Raw genomic sequence first — 20262 nt, 5'->3', positions numbered from 1 at the left:
TAATATTCATACTTACCCCCTGTATTAGTTCATTTTATATTCTATAAAAGAAGTATAAATGATTACGCTACGTAAGGTACAAGTATTTTACTGTTGCGACACAAAACATTTATTTAATTATACTATTATTACCATTAATTAACGAGTAAAGTATTTACATTTATGGCATTTTAGTTTCCTTAACTTACGAAATATCATTTTTGCGTATGCTACCCCCATATCAAATATACTAGTATTAATTTAATATTTTTCATTACTATTTTAGTTAGCATTATCAATACTATAATTGTACTTTAACTAACTTGTTTTAAACAAAACAATAAGAGCTTTATCATTTAGTGATTAAACCCTATATATCAATGCTTTACACTTATGTTATATGTTTTTTCGAGTTAGAACTATTTAGTATTAGTTCTAACTCAGAATGTTTTGATAAAATATATTTTTGGTAATAACTGTCTTAACGTATATTTCCCGCGTTTTGCGATCACTACCCCCATCAAGAGCAGAAATGCTCTTTTTATTTTTGGAACGGTTTATATCCATTTTATGTCTTAAAATGGGGACTGTCGGAAAGGTTGGTGATATCCCATTTTATTTTGTATCAAATTTAATAGGTTACTAATGGCCTCACCTATCTGGTCGGACAAGTGAAATTTAGAGAACTAGATAAAAAATAAAAATTTATTTTTCTAAATGAGGAAGACTTATTTATTTTTATTTGTAGTAATTAGTAATTTAATATAATGATATATGCGCCCTATGCTAAGCTTCGGACATGTTTATAAAGAGTGATGCTAATTCTATATTTGTTGTAAACAAAGGGATGTAAGCGGTGCTTATAAGCAACTATAAATAAACACCAAAGCAACACTAAGAAATTTTTTGAATAAAAAATTGTTTTATAAGTGAATAAATAAAATCAATAAACATAGCATTTTAATTTTATGATATTATATAATTATAAGTAACTCAAAAGTGTTTATAAGGTGTTACATATAAGGTGGGATAGGGCGATGAGTAACGCCAAGTGAAAATAAGGATATACATCAGGTATTAAAAAAGAACTACCAAGAAACATTTCTTAAGGAACTACAAAGTAACACTAAAGCAACACCTATTGAAAAAGACAATAATAATACTTCAGTGGTAGTTAAAACAGAAGTTACAGAAACAGTGAAAAATGCTATAAAAAGTGAGTATCCTGAAATTGAAGAAATGATTCAATGGTACAAAAATAAAAAAGGTAATGAGAATATAATAGATGTACCTGAAATAGATCTTAACAATCATATGCTCAAAGGTGAGGTTATAAGCAGAAGTGTAAAAACCTATAAAATAGTACTTGATGAATTTGTTTCATTTTGCAAGGGGCAAAAAGAAACTCAAAAGGACCTTATAGCACTGGCTTTAGTGGAGTTTGTAAACAAATATAAACGATAATTTGATAGGAATTGACTATATATTATAAAAATTTGAAATTATAGGTAATTTATAGTAGAATTAAAACAAATAAAATTACAAAAAACAAAATAAAAATACAATTATTTACAAATAGAAAGTAATCATGGTTTATATATATCCAAAAAATGAAACAACTCTTGAATCCTAAAAGTTTGGTCGCTTTAATTCAAGAGTTTCATAAATCCTGATAACTTCCCGAATAGGAAAGTTATATCTTTAAATATTTTATTTAATTTATATACTTAGTTTAATATATTCGTCACGAATAGTCAAGCTATGTATAAGTTAAATAAAGTCAGCACCGAAGGTGATGATTAATTGGTATAATGCAGCACTCTTATTTGGGTTACTAAAAAATAGGAGGGCTTTTTTATGTTGGCCGAGAAAATACATATTGGCGACTTAAGTGAGATTATAAGAAATCTAACTATAGTGCCAATAGATGATGTGGTTAATAGTTCATAAGTATCCCAGGCTCAAATGCAAATAAATCTTTTGCATGAAAATGATGATGCTAAATCAATTGATGCAGCTAGAGTATCTAGGCTTACAGGAACTATTTAATCTTTATAGTCTTCACCATGCAAGGCTTATGGACATAGTAGAGATTCAGAATTTTAGAGAAGGATACTGCAGAGATGAAAACGGTGAGTTAGTAGAAAAAAGCCAAAGAGAGCCTATATGTTTTTTATATAGATACTTAGCCTGTTGTTTTACTAATGACCTTAAAAAGGCATTAGAGGACACTTTAGAATTTAATAGAGCTTTTATATGTCCATTACCTGAAAGTGAAGTTAGAAGTCAAACCTCGCAAGCAGAAAAAGCATATAAGGAGTGGCTAGAGAATGAATTCGAAAATAAAGATGTAGAGCAATTAAAAATTGAGATTAAAGATGGCGATGATAAAAAGAAAAATAGATCTGGATATAAATATAAGGGTTATAACTATAAAAATACAACGCTTATAGGTCTTTTAAACATTATTGAAGATGAAATGAAGATTCTTAAAACTATTATTAATACAAAAGAAATTAAGAGAAGAGATCAAGAGGGATTAACTAAAAGAGAAAAGGCTAAATTAGAAAAAATAGAAGCTATAAAGAAATTAAAAGAAAAAGGACTGATATACGCACAGATAGCTAAAGAATTAAAATTTAGTATAAATACAATAAAAAAATATTCAAGTAAACATATCAATTAAGTGTACTGAAACGTTCGGATAAGATTATGGGTGTAATCTGGTTCCTTTTTTTCTTTATTGGGGGATCGGTTATTTATGGGAGGTATTATTATGTTTTATGTCGATTTAGAACAAAAATGGAAGCTTAGCATTAGTGGTAGTATAACTACATCTCTAAAAGGAATCTCTGAGGATGATGTTTTTGATTCTGTCTTTAATTATTGGTTTAAAGATAAATTTGAAGATGTAGAAGGAAAGCTGCAGTATGTTAAGAGAATTACAAATGAGAGATTTGATGTAGATGGTGAGCTCTTAGATGATATTAAAAAGGTATTTGAAGAGAGGTACGTTAAAAAGATAGCTAAGTTAAAGGGTAATGCTGTGGAGAGAGTTAAAAAACAGAAAACGGAGCCAGCTACTGATAAACAATTAAAGTATGCGAAGAAACTTTATAAAAAGGTTTATGGAACGGCAAAGGGTTTTGATGATAGGGAATATAGTAAGCATGAGATGGTTGTTATGATAGGGGCGCTGGTGGAAAGATTGGATAATATGGAGGAAGAGGATCGTGGAGAGAGTACGGTTTTGGAGCTTAGTGATTTTAGGAAGTAAGGGGGTATAGATAGTAATGGAAGCAAAAACGGCTATAAGCGTGTAAAAAAACGAAATATTTGAAGGCATAAGTATGATTGCATAAGAAGAGATTAAAAGAAGATTATGGGATGGAGCAAACAATTAAGGGGGTCATTGTTTTTTGTGTCTAAAAAATTCTGTAACCGTTGATATATAAAGAAAAAACCAAATAAGTAGTGTAAAAAAATTTACACTACCAAACTAAATAAGGAGGAAATGTAAATGGAAAAGGAAAAGGGAGAATTAAGCCGTGGGTTGTCGAGCCGTCAGATAATGATGATTGCCTTGGGAGGTACAATTGGTGTAGGTTTATTCATGGGTTCAAAAAGTACAATTTTATGGACAGGCCCATCTGTAATGTTATCATATGCACTTGTAGGTATATTCATTTTTTTTATTATGCGTGCCATGGGGGAAATGTTGTATGTAGAGCCAACCACAGGTTCCTTTGCAACATTTGGTTATAAATATATTCATCCTTTAGTAGGATATTTAACTGCTTGGAGCACCTGTTTCCAATGGGTGATTGTGGGTATGTCTGAAGTTATTGCTGTTGGTGCTTATATGCAGTATTGGTTTCCAAGTCTTCCTACTTGGGTTCCAGGTTTAATTGCAATGATTGTATTAACAACAGTAAATTTAGTATCTGTAAAATCATTTGGTGAATTTGAATTTTGGTTTTCACTTATTAAAGTTGTAACCATTATATTTATGATTGCCGTTGGATTGGGCTTGATTTTGTTTGGAATTGGTAACGGCGGCAAAGCAATTGGATTTTCAAATCTTTGGAAAAATGGTGGTTTTTTTGGAGGTGGTTTTAAGGGCTTCTTCTTTTCTCTATCACTAGTTGCTGCATCTTATCAAGGGGTTGAACTTATTGGAATTACAGCAGGTGAAGCACAAGATCCGCAAACAACGTTAACTAAAGCAATTCAAACTTTAATAGGCCGTATTTTGATTTTCTATTGTGGAGCAATTTTTGTTATTGTAACTGTTTATCCTTGGAATCAATTAGGTGGAATTGGAAGCCCATTTGTAGCTACTTTTTCAAAAGCCGGAATTACAGCAGCAGCCGGAATTATTAATTTCGTGTGTGTCACAGCTGCTCTTTCAGGATGTAACAGTGGTATCTATAGTGCAGGACGTATGGTTTATACATTAGGAGTAAATGGGCAAGGTCCAAAGTTCTTTAGAAAAGTAACAAAAAGTGGTGTGCCAGTGGTTGGTACATTTGGTGTGGTAATTGGACTTTTAATCGGAGTGATTTTAAGTTATATGGCACCTAAAAATATATTCGTGTATGTTTATAGTGCAAGTGTACTTCCTGGTATGGTTCCTTGGTTTGTCATTCTAATCAGTCATATCAAATTCAGAAAGGAACAAGGAGCTTTAACAGATAGCCATCCGTTCAAAATGCCTTTTTCACCAGTTTCAAACTATGTAACAATAGGGTTCCTAATAATGGTGTTAATTGGCATGTGGCTTAATAATGAAACACGAGCATCTCTCATTGTTGGAATTGTTTTCTTAGGACTAATGGCAGTAAGCTATTACGTATTGGGAATTGACAAACGCATACAAGAAGATGACAAGAATAGGAATACAAATCTACTGAACCTTGATTCTGATTGTGATTAAACATCGTTGAATCTTAGTTAAACTTATCCAGGTTGCAGTATCGTTAATTTACCACTATAGGGGGTAGTGCTCTCTTTTCGTGCAAACGTCACGTTAAGGAAAATCAATTAACATATTTTCAAGTTGCTGTAAAACGCAATACTAAATAAGGCTTTTTAATATGTTCCAAGATATATTTTACATAAAAACATTACGTTTTTAATATTTTTATGTAGTAAATTATTAATGTAATATTTTAGTGAGAGTTTGGACTAAAACATTACATTAAAACTATAAAGTTAATTTAAAATAGTTTTAACTCCTTTGATAATCAAGTACTATCAAGGGTTACGAGCTGATTACCTAATGTAATATTTATTGTATTTTATTACATTAGAATTTTTAAGGATCCCACTACATTTAGTATATATTTACTTAAATGTTAGTCAAATTTTCTTAACGGTACTTTTGCACAAATTGAGAGCCCTACCCCTAGAGGACTTAAAGAAGCTTAAAGATATACTTAATGGTATGGAATTATAAATTTAAAATACAAATAAATTATTTATATGCATTTTGGGTGTTTTTGCCCAACCCCTCCAAAAGGGGGAATAAGGACTATTTCAAAAAGTACACTTTTTGAAATAGTCCTTATTCGTTGTTTTTATGTGTCATAAGTACATCTTATTTATTTCTGACATATGTCAAATGTATAGTACATGTTTTGAAATATAAATATAGGCAATTGGTTTGGGAATGGCTATATTCCAGCGATTAGCAAATTAGTGTTTTGCCTATTCCCCTTTTTCGGGGGGATGGGCAAAAATACCCATCAACAAGATTTTCGAAGAGAATCTCAAATCATTAAGAAAATCCTGTTTAAACGAGTGATTTTTGAAGCGTCAGGAACTTTTGCAAAACCACAGAATTTTCGAAGTGGTTTGGAATACCACAGGAAAGTTAGTAGCAACTGGCCAGTTGGGATAGAGAAGATTCTTTGGATAATTAGAGCCCAAAGAAGAGTATTTAACCGGTATTTACTGGTTCTGCCCGTTGATGCATAGAAATGGTTTCGAAAAGAAACAGGAATAGGTTCATCAAGGTCAATGTGAGATTCGAGTAAAGATAGAAACGCAGGTTTGTTCTCATCAAATTTATTTTGACAATCTGCAAAAATATCTACCAAAGAGAGCTGTTAGTATGGTATTCTGTTTTAGTAAAGATAAATGCCTTGAAAATCAAGGCTTGTGGCGTTTTGCAAACGCATAATATAAAAATATTATGCGAGGAGACAAGTTGATGGAAAAGGTACTTGAATCCAGTGAGAGATATAAAACATTTTACAACGTAAACTAAACGTAAACAAATTTGTTGATAAAAATTTACGACATAGTTACCTCTGATAGTTATAATGAAAATAGGGTAGTATTTAGTAGTTCTTAATTAATGGGAGATGTAAATATGGCTACGATATTAATTGTTGAAGACGAAAAAAATATGCGGTTGCTTACTGTTGCCAGATTAGAGGATCGGTATAATGTGGTTTGTGCCTGTGATGGTGTGGAGGCTTTGGAGTTAACTCACACTGGGAACATTGATCTTATTATAGCAGACATCATGATGCCGCGAATGGATGGTTATGAGCTTTTGAAAACAATTCGGGAGGAAGGCAATATAACACCGTTTCTTCTTTTGACTGCGAAGGAATCACTTGACGACAAGCAACATGGATTTTACTTAGGAACAAATGATTACATGACAAAACCGTTCAGCAGCAATGAGCTCATCTGGAGAGTTGACGCGTTGCTTAGACGAGCTAATATTGCCAAGGACAAGAGAATTGTAATTGGCCAAGCAACCGTTGATTCGGAAAAATATAGTGTTTATACAGATTCGGAATACATTGAATTCCCAAAGAAAGAGTTTGATCTTCTGTTTAAGCTGCTCTCTTATCCTGACCGGATTTTTTCAAAGGAACAGTTGCTTGACAGTATTTGGGGCATGAACTCCGAAAGCGGTGAAGATACTGTAAAAACACATATAAGCAGAATACGAAACAAATTGAAGAACATAAGCAGCTTCAATATCATTACTATCAAAGGGTTAGGATACAAAGCAGATATCGTGGAGGAGTGATTATGAAAAAAAAGCCTACCATGCGATTCACAAGAAGATTTGTTCCACAAATTATATTTCAATCGTTTCTGCTTATATTTACTGCGATGGCAGCTTATATGCATATGACTTGGATAGTTAGAGATGTTATCAAGATTAAAGATATCTATGAAAGTGCCGCTTATGAAACCTTAGGTACATTTGTCGCATTGGTTATTGTCTCACTTACTACGAATATAGCAATTTATAACCGCCGGTTGAATGAGGTTAAAACCTTATCACAAGGAATACAAAAGATTGTGGAAGGCGATTTTAACACCAAAATTACCATCCGAAAAAAAGACCCAATGATTGAAGTATATGAAAACTTTAATAAGATGAGTGAGGAGCTTCAAAGCATTCAAATGCTGAAGAACGACTTTATCAATAATTATTCTCACGAATTTAAAACACCGATCGCTTCGATTAACGGATTTGCTTCGCTTTTGCTTGAAAAGGATTTGTCACGAGAAGAACAGACTAAATATTTAGAAATTATAGTAGAGGAATCATCAAGGCTCTCAAATCTCGCAAGCAGTACTATGCTGTTATCAAAACTGAAAACACAACAGATTGTAACGGATGTTGAGGTCTATTCTTTAAGCGACCAACTGAAGCAATGTTCTATTATTCTTTCAAAGCAGTGGCTGGAGAAAAAAATAGAATTCAGTGGAGATTTCCCGCCGGTAATGTTTAGAGGGAATAAGGAACTAATGCAGCACTTGTGGTTGAATTTACTTGGAAATGCAATAAAATTTACGCCGATAGGGGGCGAGATATCGGCCGTTTTAACTGAGGACAAAGAAAATATCCGTATTAAAATAGCGGATACCGGAGAAGGAATAAAAGAAGAAGCTTTGGAGCGCCTCTTTGACCCTTATTATCAAGGCGATTCTTCCCATGCTGGGCAAGGCTTGGGGCTTGGACTATCTATAGTAAAACGGATAGTCGAATTGTGTGACGGTAGTATTTATGTAACAAGTGAGTTGGGTACAGGAAGCGAATTCGTTGTCATTTTACCTCAATAAGGCTGATACCAATAACTTAGATGAGCAAAACCAATTACTATGGTTTTGCTTGTTTTTTTGCAAGGTAACCTAAAGGTGAACAGATTTGATAGATAAGTTTACGAACCTGAAACAATGCTTTGATATAATATTGATATTCTAAGTATGACATTGATTTTGATAGCATGAGTGTTCAATTTGGGTTATCGCGATATGCCTATTTAGTAATAAAAAAAAGAAAAGGGAGAGATTTAATATGGGTAAATTAGATGGAAAAGTCTGCGTCATCACCGGATGCAGCGCAGGTATCGGAAAGCAAGTCGCTATCCGTTTTGCCGAAGAAGGGGCTAAGCTTGCAATCTGCGATTGGTCCGAAGAACGACTGATGATGACAAAACGCATTTGCGAAGAGAAAGGCGCAGAAGTTTTGGCTATGTTCTGTAATCTTTCCGAGCATTCAGATATCGTTGCTTTTGTGGACGCCATTGAGGCAAAATTCGGCCGGGTGGACGTATTGGTTAATAACGGTATTTCAGTAAAAATTGGAGTCCCTTTCATGGAGCAGACATTTGAAGAGTTCTTTGAGCTTCCGTTGAAAACTGGTTTTTATCCCACCTGGCAGCTGATGCAATTGTGCTTTAAGATGATGAAGGATAACGGTGGCTCGATTATTAATCTTGGCTCTAGTACTCAAGACGGTGCGATCGGCTTTGCTGGATATGGTGCGGTAAAAGGAGCGATCACTAGCCTTACTCGGACCGTGGCTATAGAATTTGGTAAATACGGTATCAGGGTCAATAACGTGTACCCCGCTGTACTGACGGATAAAATGTCTGGTGAGATCGATTCGGATTTTCCGGACCATGTGAAGGAGTATTTTGCTATCGGGTTGTCCCAAAACGTCTTTGGGCGTCCGGGGGACCCATATAAGGATTTGACACCAGTGTTCGTGTTCCTTGCATCGGAGGACAGTCATTGGATCACGGGCCAGGACATTTGCGCCGAAGGCGGTACGTCAATTCACAGATAAACAGAATACTTTTTATCGCCATAATTATATTTAAGTATTCCATTTCTGGAGTAGGGTGGACTTTTAAAGAAAAGTGCAGTTTGAAAACACACAAAACTGAATTTACTCAGTGTCTACTTAACTGATTTTGTGAAAAAAACATATCAATAATTAGAAAGTAGGGCTACTATGAATAAGGTTAATAACACAAAAGATACTAAAAAATCTGCCTGGTCTTTAGACAACCTTCCGCGACTTGAGGGAAAAAACTTCATCATTACTGGAGCCAACAGTGGAATAGGTTTTGAGGCTGCACGTGCCTTTGCACGTAATGGCATGTAGAAATGAGGAAAAGGGCAGCGGTGTAATAATGCAGGTATTATGGCCATACCGTATAAAAATTACTGTGAAACCAAGGATGGCTTTGAGATGCATTTCGGTATTAATCATCTTGGTCATTTTGCACTTACTGGATTACTGTTCGAGAAAATAGTCATGTCCCCATCGCCAAGGATTGTAACAGTAAGCAGCAACGGGCATAAAATAGGAGACACTGCCATACGATTCGATGATATTCAAGGGCTCAATAATCTTCAAAATGCATATGGAAGATCAAAGCTTGCCAATCTTCTTTTCACTTATGAGATGAATCGAAGGATAAAAGCAAGCGGGTTACATGTGAAACCTGTAGCATGCCGCCCTGGCACTGTAAAATTAAACCTTCTTTATGGTGGCCCGGAGATGTCACAATCCAAAGTTGCCATGTGGCTAAGATTATATTATCTTAGTGCACAGTCAGCTAAAATGGGCGCGCTGCCGGAAATTTATGCAGCTACAGGTGATGATATATCAGGCGGAAACTATATAGGTTCTTCTGGTTTTCAAGAGTCCAGGGGACTTCCTACAAAGGTTCAATCAAGTGAAGCTTCCCATGATATTGAGGTTGCGGGAAGATTGTGGAATATATCAGAAGAATTGACTGGTGTGCATTTCATTTAGAGAAGAACTCGCAATGGTCCTATAGAGGCTAATAAGAAGCTGTGAATATGGTTATGCAAACATAAAATAAACAAATAGAATCATTGACTTGCTGTCTTGTAATCAGAAGGCTTTCGAGAAAGTTTCTATAGCCAGATCCAGAAAAAAAGAAACTTTGTAAGTACTAGTACTTACAGCAATGTCATTAAGCTAAGACATGTGTAATTAAATTCAAAAGAAGAGTAGAGTACAGAAAACGTACCCTGCTCTTTTTTTTTTGCAGAAAATTACAGAAAAAAATATACAAAAATCAAAATAAAGCTTGACAAGTAGTCAGAAAAATGTGGCGAAGCCCCTTGATTAGAGACATTCTCAAGGAGGTTATTATGATTGATTATCCAAGTTTTGTGAAAGATAAACTGTCTGAAATTATTAGTAAAATGGCCGCAGATCGGGGGTTGTGTAGTAACGGGACAGAAACGGCAATAGGATTACCATATTAATACATAATATTTGTAACTAGAATAACCGTATTGTACCTATATGAGGCGGTAAATCAAACGAAGGTTTATGGGACTCTATTCCTTAGCGTGGGTTTTGTTGGCTGCACCTCAAATAAGAAATGTGGTTGACATAGAGCCTTGGGAGTACGCGGACTTTATACGTTAAGATATATATTACCAAAACGCCGATATATTCAAAAAATTTATTGAATATATCGGTGTTTTGTTTCCTTCTTTCATTTCTGTTGTCCAATATTTATTAGGTGCATGGGTTATTTACCAGGGGTTAAATCTACCTGGGTATACTGCATTTATTGCTTTAAACGGAGAACCATTATAAAGTATTCCAAGTAATCCATATAAACCGTTTTCAATAAATACATTTGTACATATGAATTTTTTGATATCATTCTCAGATATTAAAAGCATTTTATACAGTTCTACTGCTGTTGATTTATATAGATCATCCTTATTTACTTTTATATGCATAATTAATTCTTCTCCCTTAATGTAATAAAATAGAAGCACATAAGGATTTTGAATCAATTATACCATAATATACCATTATTTTTGTATTTATTTTATAACCGGGTGCGTTGCTTTGAAAAAGCTTATCTAGTTGAAACCATATTTGCAGGAGGTGTCACTGACCGAGATGACATTAAAGAGCATCCGACATTAAAACGTGCTTATACCGTTGGAAAAAAACTATAAAAAAAGCTTGGCTCAAAAATTTACATTCTGAGCCAAACTTTTTATTACCTAATTTTATAAATCAATTTTTTTAACTTAATCTTCTTTTGCCAATTCAGTAAAAATAGCCTGTACACTTTCCATCAATTCCGGTACTTGTGCAAAAGACCAATGATTATGAATTATTCTCCACTCACCTTGAATAAGTTGATAAACTTCTGTGGTATGCCAAAGCGGTAATGGTAACACCTTTCCATTTTTCCCTTGTATATAATTATGAAGATTATAAGTTAAAACTGCCATATCCTCTCCATCGCTTACTACAACTTTTTCATTAGAATATTCAGATTTTACAATCGGAAATTCTTTATATGGAAATTTAAGCTCCATTTTTTTTCTAACCTCTTCACGACTCTGAAACATACTAGGAATACCGGGGTCTACAAAAGTTACATCGTCAATATAACAATCTAAAAACCCAAAATAATCTCCTGCGTTCCAACGCTCATTAATTGCTTTTTCATTTTTTAAAATTTTATCTATAATAGCTTGCTTATTACTCATTATTTTACCTCTTTCATTTTTTCTTTCGTAATACAAAACTAAAGAAAAATTGTCAAGTAGTACGTTTTTTGATACAAAGTTAAAATAAACTGCGTACTTGTTTTGGATTTTAGAAGTAGTACACTAAATACCGAAAGGCAAATACAAATCTAATAAGGAGGAATAAAGGCATGAAAAAAGTTAGTTTAGGAATTAAGCCTGCTATTTTCCCAACCCCAGTGTTGATGATTGGTACATACAACGATGATGGTACTGTGGATGTGATGAATCTGGCATGGGGCGTTATGAGTGCAAGTAACTTGGTTGAAATCAATATTATGGAGAACCACAAAACGACGGAGAATATCATGAAGCGTAAGGCGTTTACTGTGGCTATGGCAACTGTGGAAACTATGACCGAATCCGATTATTTCGGGATTGTGTCCGGCTACAAAGTTTCGGATAAATTTGCACATTCCGGTTTCCATGCCACAAAGAGCACATATGTGGATGCTCCTATAATCGATGAGTATCCGCTGACCATCGAGTGTGAGCTCAAGAGCATCGATAAGGGGCCAGAGGAACTTCGCATTCTTGGAGAGATTAAAAATGTGATGGTAAACGAAGATGTGCTAGGCGAGGATGGAAAGATGGACGTTTCTAGACTCCACGCCATCGTGTGGGACAATTTCAAGGCCGGCTATTACTGCGTCGGCGAAAAGGTTGGTCAGAGCTTCCAGGAAGGCCGGAAGTTGATCTGATATATTTTTTAAATCATGAGGAGGAAAGAAAAATGAAACTTAACAATTTATCTGGATGGAACAATGAAACTGAGAAAATGGCAGCGGCATCTTGTGGTTCTGCCTGTGGTGCATCAGAACCGGAGAAAAAGCCTGATCCACAGCCCGCATCTTGCGGTTCTGCTTGTGGTGCGGCAGCACCGGAAGAAAAGCCGGAGCAGAAGCCTACAGCTTGTGGAAGTGCTTGTGGAGCCGGTTCTAAGTAATCGGATATTGCGAGATAAGCTGGAGAACCGTTGTCGTGATTGGCAGCGGTTTTCTATTTACTAAATATATCGAAAAATCACCAATGGCAGATTTTCTGGTTGGTGGTTAAAGTTTGGAGGAACATGACATGAAACAGTATTTTGCTTTTCAATGGCATATTACAGAAGATTGTGACCAACGGTGCAAGCACTGTTATATTTTTGCTGAGAATACAAAAAAAAATATCATTTCTATGGAATGGAAAGATATGAAAAAAACGATTATCAACATAGAAGATTTTTGTAAAACATATGGTAGACTGCCATATTTATATATTACAGGAGGAGATCCAATTCTACATCCGGATTTCTGGAAACTGATGGATCTGGTAAAAGAAAAGCAGATACCTTTTACGATTCTGGGCAACCCATTTCATTTGACAGAAGCAGTCTGCCAGAGACTGCATGACTGTGGCTGTGAAAAATATCAGCTATCCATTGACGGCATGAGGGAAACCCATGACTGGTTTCGCAAGCCAGGTTCTTTTGATGAGACGCTGAATAAAATTTCAGTTATAAAAAATGCTGGGATCAAGGCGGTTATCATGACTACGGTGTCCGATAAGAATATGAAAGAGGTTCCAGAGATTATCGATACTGTGGTGAAGTATAAGGCTGATGTATTCGCGTTCGCCAGATATGTTCCTACCTGCGATGAAAAAAGTACTGGGATAGCGCCGTTTGAATATCGAAACCTGCTGGATGCTTGCTATAAAAAGTTTAAATCTTACGAACATGACCCCGCATGTGTGACCTGGTTCAATCGGAAGGATCATCTTTGGACTCTGTATGAGTATGAAGAAGGCATTTGGGAAATTCCTGAACATGCTACGCAAGGAATGATTTATGGCGGCTGCAACTGCGGAAATTGCCATCTGACAATTTTGCCGGACGGAGAGGTATATGCCTGCCGCAGGGTGTCCGAATCAAAGGTAGGGAATATATTTGATGACCGCCTTGCGGACCTGTGGATTGGTAAAGTAGAGGATTACAGGCAGTATCAAAAGTTCACCAAATGTACCGAATGTGAACTTTTGGCATGGTGTAGGGGTTGTCCAGCAGTGGCTAAAGGCACCTTTGGAAGTTTCTATGCGGAAGATCCTCAATGTTGGAAGAGTCATATAGAAAGCAAAGAAATGTAGTGTATGGAATAGTATACCAACACAGGTAGAAATTATTTGTTATCTTTTTTCAAAAACATAGTGGGGTGCAGGTTGCCGAGATGAAATACAATAACTAGGTATTTGCTGAACTACTCATTGGATTTGATCATCTGGCTATTACCACATCTACACTTGAACAATATGAATATACTGCAATGTAAAAAATAATTCTGGCAAATGATAGGGAGAAAAAACATAATTATAAACACAGGAGGACGAACAGATACCGTTATATAAACCCCTTTATTCTAAAATTATATAAATGTCCGAAAAGTATCACTAAAAGTCTTGATTTAACCTTTACCCATTCTGTTCGTTGGGCTAAAATGATTATACAACTTCAACAATTCTAAAGGAAGTATCCAGTATCAAATAATGTATAATAATTTTTCTTTAGTCTTGTATATAATTTATAAAAAGAAAGAGGTAAAACAATGATAGATAAGAAATTTTATGAAGCACGCTATACACCTGAGCAACAGAAGTTAGCAGAAGAAATTATAGGAATGGAAAAGGTTGCACTGGATAAGTTTTTCAAAGGCGATATGTCCGGTTATCTAGATCTCTGGTCCAAGGACAACTTCACTTATTTTGATGCAGGTACTGAAGAGAGAGCAGATACTTATGAAGAAGTTGCACATTTTCTGAAGACTGTCGTCGAAGGAAACATGCATGCTGATAGCTACGATTTCCATGCTCCGAGAGTTCAGTTCGGTGAAGATATAGCAATCCTGACTTTCCAGCTTCATGCGGACACCTCTATGATTGAAATGCATTACAACGTTATTGAGATTTTCCAGAAAGACGCAAGTGGCTGGCATGTCATTCATTCTACATGGGCTTTAATCACACCGTTCTCCCCTAATGTAAAAAAACCGAAAGTGGTTGTTTAAGTATCAGGAGATTTTCAAACTACACACTGTTTTTTACTATGATATTAGATCAGTAGTTATTATGTTCATAACTGATGGCTGCCATTGAACACATTGAAATGTTCTGTGGCAGCCTGTTTTTATATAACTGTCATGAAAAAAATATGACTTTCGACAGCAAGCTATTATTGACAAAATTTTAAAAAATGAAAAGGCAATTAATGAACGTTTTAACGCAGGAGATTATTTGGGGTTTTTAGTATGATTACCATTTTTAAGATAATAATATTCCCATTTATCATTTTGATTATCATTAAATATAGTGGAATGATAAATTTGGTATCTGGTGGAAAGATGATTTTACTTATCAGTCTACCTGCAACGATAACTCCTTCAGCTTCAGTAGTTACACAAATGGTACAACTTAATGGATGAGAGGCAGATTATGCAAGGAAACAATGGTTTAGAATGATCTATCTAGAGCTAACTAAAAGTGGAGACGATTTTTTACAAGAGCGTACAGAGAATATGAAAGCAGCCTTTTGTAAAAGTATGCAAAAATTTAATATAGATGATCTCACATTGTTAAAGGAAACACTGAATAATATGAAAATTCTTGTAGAAAAAATGGATGGGTAATATATATTTTGTGAAATGGCATTATCAGCACGCCATATCGATGGTGTATGCGTAAATAGGAGGTAGGAATATATAATGGAATTAGAAAGTAGTAAAAAAAGAAATTTAATTATAGCTGTTATTATGATAGGCGCCTTTATAAGCTCACTTAGTATGAGTTTATTATCTGCTGCTTTGCCTAGTATAATGAGAGATTTTAAAGTCACGGCTAATATAGGCCAGTGGCTTACAACAATTTATATGATGGTTATGGGAATTATGTCTGCTACTACTGCATTTTTAATTAATAGATTTAGTACAAGAAAACTATTTATGTTTTCTATGTCTATTTTTCTAATAGGCTGTATAATCTCGATGTTCGCTAATAACTTTATTTATCTGGTAATTTCGCGTATGCTTCAAGCTGTTGGGGCTGGAGTTATGATGCCCTTACTGCAAGTCGTTGTATTAAAGTTATTCCCTATAGAAGGCAGAGGACGTGCTATGGGTGTAGTCGGACTCGTTGTTGGATTTTCTCCAACAATAGGTCCGACATTATCTGGTTTGCTGGTAGATTCTTTCGGGTGGAGAAGTTTGTTTTACATTTTGACCTTTATTTCTATACTAGTTATAATCTCTGCATATTTTTTACTTGAGAATATTGGAACTACAATGAAAAGCAATTTAGATATCTTATCTCTTATTTTATATGCACTGGGATTTTGCGGAATTATGCTTGGGGTGACAAATGAAGGAAGTTATGGTTGGATAAGTGTAAGTACCTATCTTCCTTTTGTTATTGGAGTTATATGTCTTTTAGTCTTTACTCTAAGGCAATTTAAAATTAAGACACCATTACTAGAACTTAGGGTATTTAAAAATCATAATTTTACAGTTAGTATTATTTTAATTTTACTCACTTATATGGCACTGATATCAGCAATTGTCATAATTCCAATTTATGTTCAGTCAATGCGTGGCTATTCTGCATTTTATTCTGGATTGTTAATGCTACCAGGTTCCTTATTATTGGCTGTATTAAACCCTTTGACTGGTCACTTACTTGATAAGTATGGTGCACGTAGTGTATTTATAACGGGTATGATTTTTTTATTAGTAGGAACACTTGCTTTGTCATTTTTAAGTTCTAATACACCATTAATTTACCTATCAATTATGTATTGTTTTAGAATGATAGGACTAGCTTTTCTTGTAATGCCACTTACAACATGGGGTCTTAGTTCACTTGATGAAAAGTACATTTCACACGGCACTGCTATTATAAATACGCTCCGTCAGATGGTTGCCGCTGCTGGAACTGCTATGTTAGTTACTGTTATGGTAACTGCAGCTAAGAATAATAAAAATACTTCACAAGTACTTGCTAGTATTCATGGAGTAAATATATCATTTGAAGTATCATCAGTTTTAATTATTATTGGACTAATCATTTCTATCTTATATTTTAAAAAAGGCAGAAATTAAATTAAATTTATACTTTTTAGGGAACAGTAACTCCGTTCTTTGAGTTTAAGCTTTAGGATGAATGATATAGTTATGAAGGGAGCTTTGAATATGGAAAGGGTAAAAATCCTAGTGCCATTAGATGGTACAGAAAGAAGGTGATTATCTTCCAGATAAAGCGGTCACCAAAACATTTATTACAAAATCAGTTAAAACGTTTAGTGGTTTTGGACTACAAACTCTAAGAATTACATGTCTTCAGGAAATGGCGGCGTTGAATGGACCAAATTTTCTAAGAGCGGGGGACTGATGTATGATGATTAAAGGTGATCGGGAGAAGGTGTTACTATATGTAAAAGAGACATATAATACAGAACCTGAACATCTATGGAAAGCAATGCCGGATTATGTTGCGTTTCGCCAGGTGGAAAATCGAAAGTGGTATGGAATCATTATGACAGTACCAGGAAATAAGCTAGGATTGGATGATGAACTGATTGAAGTTGGAGATCGAATATACATGTATGTAGCTGCTCCATTTTCGTCAATTCGATATAAATGTGAGGCAGTGGAAGTTGATATTCCTTATGAATATGATGATGGTAAAGTTAGCATGAGCCATGTTATGCGGATTAAGTTGCTGCAAAGATACGATGAGAAACGGATAGGGATTGAAGTTCTAAAAATGTATGGTGTATTTTCAGTCCGCGGACCGAGGAGTATGCCGAAAGATCTGATTCGGAAAATGGAAAATATGCATAAATGATAAGTAATATATAGTTTTTTTGGGGGTATGTCACATAAATATTAATTTGTTCCATAACCAATAGTTGGTGGATGAAACCTCATCAAATATTTTTAATAATATTTGATGAGGTTTTTTATGTGTAAAAGAGAAAAATAGCTGAAATAAGTGTTTGATTATGAAGGGGAAGTAGCTATATTTTGTAACTGCATACTACTGCATTTTAGCATACAATCCCTTGGGTTACAGTTCACAAGTAATTCTCATATGTCAACTTTTTTAATAATAAAGCCACTTGCTGTTAAACATAGTATGCATTTTCGTACTATGTACAAACAATCTGCGTACTTGATTTGTTTATTAGACACAGTATAATAAATGTACAAAGAAAAATAATGCTTGGAGGTTGTGCATCTCTTGGTATTATCACTTGTGGTATACAGTGTGAACTGGATACTCAGCATAAGAAAATTACTTTGCTAGAGAGCGTAATCGGATAACTAAGTTGAAACAATGCATTCAATTAAATGGAGGATTTTATTATGGAAACTAAAAATACAATTTATTCTTGTTTTAATGAGCAGCTGGAATTATTTCCTGAACAAGTAGCTGTTTTTGATGAAAAGAGGTCATTGACAAGAAAGCAGCTTGACCAGATGGCTAACACAATTGCAACCCAATTTTCTGACAGTATAAATGTCGTTGGTATTGTAATGGATCATAGCGTCGAAATGATAGCTTCAATTTTTGCAGTGTTAAAGGTTGGAGCAGCGTATGTGCCGCTAGAACCGGATTTCCCAAAAGAACGGATTCACTTTATGATGATGGATTGTGGCGTGGATTGTATCATTACTCATAGAAAATATACAGACAGACTCGAGGGATTCTCATTGCTGTTTGTTGAACAAGGTATGGAAATTAATGAGGCTGCTCTTGCGATGCAGGTGCAGATAAAGCCGGAGTCATTGGCGTATATACTGTATACTTCCGGTTCCACAGGTGTTCCAAAAGGTGTAGCCGTAGAAAACCAGAATGTTTGTCATTATGTCCAGGCATTCCGCAATGAATTTCATCCGACACAGCAAGATATTATGCTGCAGCATTCGGTGTGCTCTTTTGATATTTTCGTGGAAGAAGTTTTTGCCACACTGATTTCCGGTGCTGTATTAGCAATTCCTTCGGCAGAAACAAAAGGGGAAATTAGTAAGGTTATGGAATTTATTAATCGTCATGGTGTCACAATAGTGAGTGGATTCCCTTATCTGCTTTTGGAAATGGATGGAATGGATAGCATACCTCAAAGTATTCGTCTGCTTATCAGCGGAGGAGATGTCCTGCGAGCCAGTTATGTATCAAACTTATTGGACAAAGTAGATGTTTATAATACTTACGGTCCATCAGAAACAACCGTTTGTGCATCCTACTTCAAGTGTAACGAGGTAACGCCTCTACCGGATGGTACGTTTCCGATTGGAAAAGCGGTGTTAGGCAGCTCAATTGAGATTATGGATGAACATATGCAGCCAGTAAAGCCTGGAGATATTGGAGAAATATGTATTAGTGGTGGTGGTGTTTCAAGGGGTTATGTTGGCAATAGAAAACGCGAAAACAAAGTTTTTGTTATGCAGAAAGACGATCAGCACATTTATCGAAGCGGAGATCTTGGCTATATGCTGCCAAACGGTAATATTGTATTCTTACGTCGAAAGGATACTCAAGTTATGATTCTTGGGAAACGTGTGGAGCCGGATGAGGTTGAAAGCGTATTGTGCAATTGCCCCGAAGTAAAACAGGGAATTGTCAGTCCATATATGGATGAGCAGGGATTGTCTTACATGGTTGCATATGTTGTTCCTCAAAGCAGTGTTTCCGCAGTTTCTGATCTAAAAAGGCGTATGGCAAATCATTTACCATCTTATATGATTCCTGAATTTTTCGTAAAACTCTCAGATATGCCACTTACGCCAAATGGAAAGGTAGATAAAAAGGCACTACCGGTTGTGATGAAAGCGGGGAATTTATGATGAACGTTATTATTCGAAGGGCAACCCTGAAAGACCTTGATATATTGATAGATTGGAGAATGGAAGTACTTCATGAAGTTTTTTCTGTTTCTCAAAATCAGTCATTAAAGGCATTGGAAGAAGCAAACCGTATTTATTATCAAAATGCATTACTAAATGAAGAGCATATAGCATGTTTTGCCTATCAGGAAGAAAACATTATCGCTTGTGGCGGGATCTGTCTGTACAAGGAGATGCCGTCGCCGGATAATCCCTCTGGTACATGCGCTTATCTGATGAATATTTATACTCGCTCTCGGTTTAGAGGGCAGGGCGTTGGCAAACAAGTCGTGAGTTGGCTGGTGCAAGAAGCCGTACAAAGAAAGGTTACAAAGATTTATCTGGAAACATCAGAGGCAGGTCGAGCACTGTACCATGAACTAGGGTTTCAACCAATGATTGATTATATGAAGTTATGATTCAACAAAAGTTGAGAGCCTATATACTGTAATTTGAGTAACTGTGGAAATGTACAGTTATGTGTACTAAGAAAAATAGTATTCTGTAGTTT

22 protein-coding genes and 1 pseudogene are annotated in these 20262 nt (G+C 35.2%); 20 read left to right on the top strand and 3 right to left on the bottom strand.

All coding sequences use genetic code 11. The annotated features are described in order from the left end of the window. Positions 1-1176 precede the first annotated feature (1176 nt). The 4 genes from KPL54_RS20205 to KPL54_RS20190 all read left to right on the top strand — a co-directional run bounded on the left by KPL54_RS20205 (position 1177) and on the right by KPL54_RS20190 (position 4915). On the top strand, positions 1177-1443 hold the full coding sequence (locus KPL54_RS20205; RefSeq protein WP_216108338.1) for a hypothetical protein: 267 nt from the start codon (positions 1177-1179) through the stop codon (positions 1441-1443). 544 nt (positions 1444-1987) lie between these two features. After that, positions 1988-2665 carry a hypothetical protein gene (locus tag KPL54_RS20200; RefSeq protein WP_216108337.1) on the top strand — a complete coding sequence of 226 codons (678 nt, stop codon included), beginning with the start codon at positions 1988-1990 and terminating at the stop codon, positions 2663-2665. A gap of 90 nt (positions 2666-2755) precedes the next feature. Continuing rightward, complete coding sequence (locus KPL54_RS20195; protein ID WP_216108336.1) at positions 2756-3256, top strand: hypothetical protein; 501 nt, start codon at positions 2756-2758, stop codon at positions 3254-3256. Positions 3257-3499: 243 nt separating this feature from the next. Then, positions 3500-4915, top strand: a complete 1416-nt coding sequence (locus KPL54_RS20190) for an amino acid permease (RefSeq protein WP_216108335.1) — start codon at positions 3500-3502, stop codon at positions 4913-4915. Between the two features lie 810 nt (positions 4916-5725). Here KPL54_RS20190 and KPL54_RS20185 read toward each other — a convergent pair. Further along, a pseudogene (locus KPL54_RS20185) lies at positions 5726-6080 on the bottom strand (transposase); the annotation flags it as partial. A gap of 275 nt (positions 6081-6355) precedes the next feature. Here KPL54_RS20185 and KPL54_RS20180 point away from each other — a divergent pair. The 5 genes from KPL54_RS20180 to KPL54_RS20160 all read left to right on the top strand — a co-directional run bounded on the left by KPL54_RS20180 (position 6356) and on the right by KPL54_RS20160 (position 10063). Beyond that, positions 6356-7030 (top strand): response regulator transcription factor, encoded by a 675-nt coding sequence (locus KPL54_RS20180; protein ID WP_216108334.1) that lies wholly within the window; start codon positions 6356-6358, stop codon positions 7028-7030. A 2-nt stretch (positions 7031-7032) separates the two neighbouring features. After that, positions 7033-8076, top strand: coding sequence for a HAMP domain-containing sensor histidine kinase (locus KPL54_RS20175; RefSeq protein WP_216108333.1), 1044 nt, complete (start codon positions 7033-7035; stop codon positions 8074-8076). A gap of 235 nt (positions 8077-8311) precedes the next feature. Beyond that, positions 8312-9085, top strand: a complete 774-nt coding sequence (locus tag KPL54_RS20170) for an SDR family NAD(P)-dependent oxidoreductase (RefSeq protein ID WP_216108332.1) — start codon at positions 8312-8314, stop codon at positions 9083-9085. A 168-nt stretch (positions 9086-9253) separates the two neighbouring features. Beyond that, entirely contained in the window at positions 9254-9406 is a 153-nt protein-coding gene (locus KPL54_RS20165) for a hypothetical protein (protein ID WP_216108331.1), read from the top strand. 153 nt (positions 9407-9559) lie between these two features. Continuing rightward, a complete protein-coding gene (locus tag KPL54_RS20160; RefSeq protein WP_216108330.1) occupies positions 9560-10063 on the top strand; it encodes a hypothetical protein in 504 nt (167 codons plus the stop codon). 758 nt (positions 10064-10821) lie between these two features. On the opposite strand, the gene KPL54_RS20155 is transcribed toward KPL54_RS20160, so the two are convergent. Together KPL54_RS20155 and KPL54_RS20150 are read right to left on the bottom strand one after the other, a co-directional pair. Then, complete coding sequence (locus tag KPL54_RS20155; protein ID WP_216108329.1) at positions 10822-11034, bottom strand: hypothetical protein; 213 nt, start codon at positions 11032-11034, stop codon at positions 10822-10824. Positions 11035-11334: 300 nt separating this feature from the next. Next, positions 11335-11802, bottom strand: a complete 468-nt coding sequence (locus KPL54_RS20150) for a YybH family protein (RefSeq protein ID WP_216108328.1) — start codon at positions 11800-11802, stop codon at positions 11335-11337. Between the two features lie 170 nt (positions 11803-11972). Here KPL54_RS20150 and KPL54_RS20145 point away from each other — a divergent pair, with 170 nt between their 5' ends. From KPL54_RS20145 to KPL54_RS20095, 11 genes are all read left to right on the top strand, one after another. After that, on the top strand, positions 11973-12542 hold the full coding sequence (locus KPL54_RS20145) for a flavin reductase family protein (protein WP_216108327.1): 570 nt from the start codon (positions 11973-11975) through the stop codon (positions 12540-12542). A 32-nt stretch (positions 12543-12574) separates the two neighbouring features. Next, positions 12575-12787, top strand: a complete 213-nt coding sequence (acgA, locus tag KPL54_RS20140; protein WP_216108326.1) for an ACGX-repeat peptide — start codon at positions 12575-12577, stop codon at positions 12785-12787. Between the two features lie 128 nt (positions 12788-12915). Further along, on the top strand, positions 12916-13968 hold the full coding sequence (gene acgM / locus KPL54_RS20135) for a radical SAM/SPASM domain protein, ACGX system (RefSeq protein WP_216108325.1): 1053 nt from the start codon (positions 12916-12918) through the stop codon (positions 13966-13968). Positions 13969-14423: 455 nt separating this feature from the next. Beyond that, a complete protein-coding gene (locus tag KPL54_RS20130) occupies positions 14424-14882 on the top strand; it encodes a nuclear transport factor 2 family protein (RefSeq protein WP_216108324.1) in 459 nt (152 codons plus the stop codon). Positions 14883-15122: 240 nt separating this feature from the next. Then, positions 15123-15296 (top strand): hypothetical protein, encoded by a 174-nt coding sequence (locus KPL54_RS20125; RefSeq protein ID WP_216108323.1) that lies wholly within the window; start codon positions 15123-15125, stop codon positions 15294-15296. A gap of 33 nt (positions 15297-15329) precedes the next feature. Then, complete coding sequence (locus KPL54_RS20120) at positions 15330-15500, top strand: hypothetical protein (protein WP_216108322.1); 171 nt, start codon at positions 15330-15332, stop codon at positions 15498-15500. A 75-nt stretch (positions 15501-15575) separates the two neighbouring features. Further along, complete coding sequence (locus tag KPL54_RS20115) at positions 15576-16964, top strand: DHA2 family efflux MFS transporter permease subunit (protein WP_216108321.1); 1389 nt, start codon at positions 15576-15578, stop codon at positions 16962-16964. Positions 16965-17085: 121 nt separating this feature from the next. Next, positions 17086-17253 carry a hypothetical protein gene (locus KPL54_RS20110; RefSeq protein ID WP_216108320.1) on the top strand — a complete coding sequence of 56 codons (168 nt, stop codon included), beginning with the start codon at positions 17086-17088 and terminating at the stop codon, positions 17251-17253. A 144-nt stretch (positions 17254-17397) separates the two neighbouring features. Next, complete coding sequence (locus KPL54_RS20105) at positions 17398-17709, top strand: hypothetical protein (RefSeq protein WP_216108343.1); 312 nt, start codon at positions 17398-17400, stop codon at positions 17707-17709. Between the two features lie 521 nt (positions 17710-18230). After that, the gene (locus tag KPL54_RS20100; protein ID WP_216108319.1) at positions 18231-19712 is read left to right on the top strand and encodes an amino acid adenylation domain-containing protein; all 1482 of its coding nucleotides are present in this window, start codon (positions 18231-18233) and stop codon (positions 19710-19712) included. Continuing rightward, positions 19709-20170 (top strand): GNAT family N-acetyltransferase, encoded by a 462-nt coding sequence (locus KPL54_RS20095; RefSeq protein ID WP_253203622.1) that lies wholly within the window; start codon positions 19709-19711, stop codon positions 20168-20170. Before KPL54_RS20100 ends, KPL54_RS20095 begins: the two co-directional genes overlap by 4 nt. Positions 20171-20262 lie beyond the last annotated feature (92 nt).

It is taken from the genome of Clostridium estertheticum (genome assembly GCF_018861295.1).
GTDB classification, from domain to species: domain Bacteria; phylum Bacillota; class Clostridia; order Clostridiales; family Clostridiaceae; genus Clostridium_AD; species Clostridium_AD estertheticum_D.
Note: the sequence above shows the minus strand (reverse complement) of the source record. Positions and strands in the feature narration are given on the sequence as shown.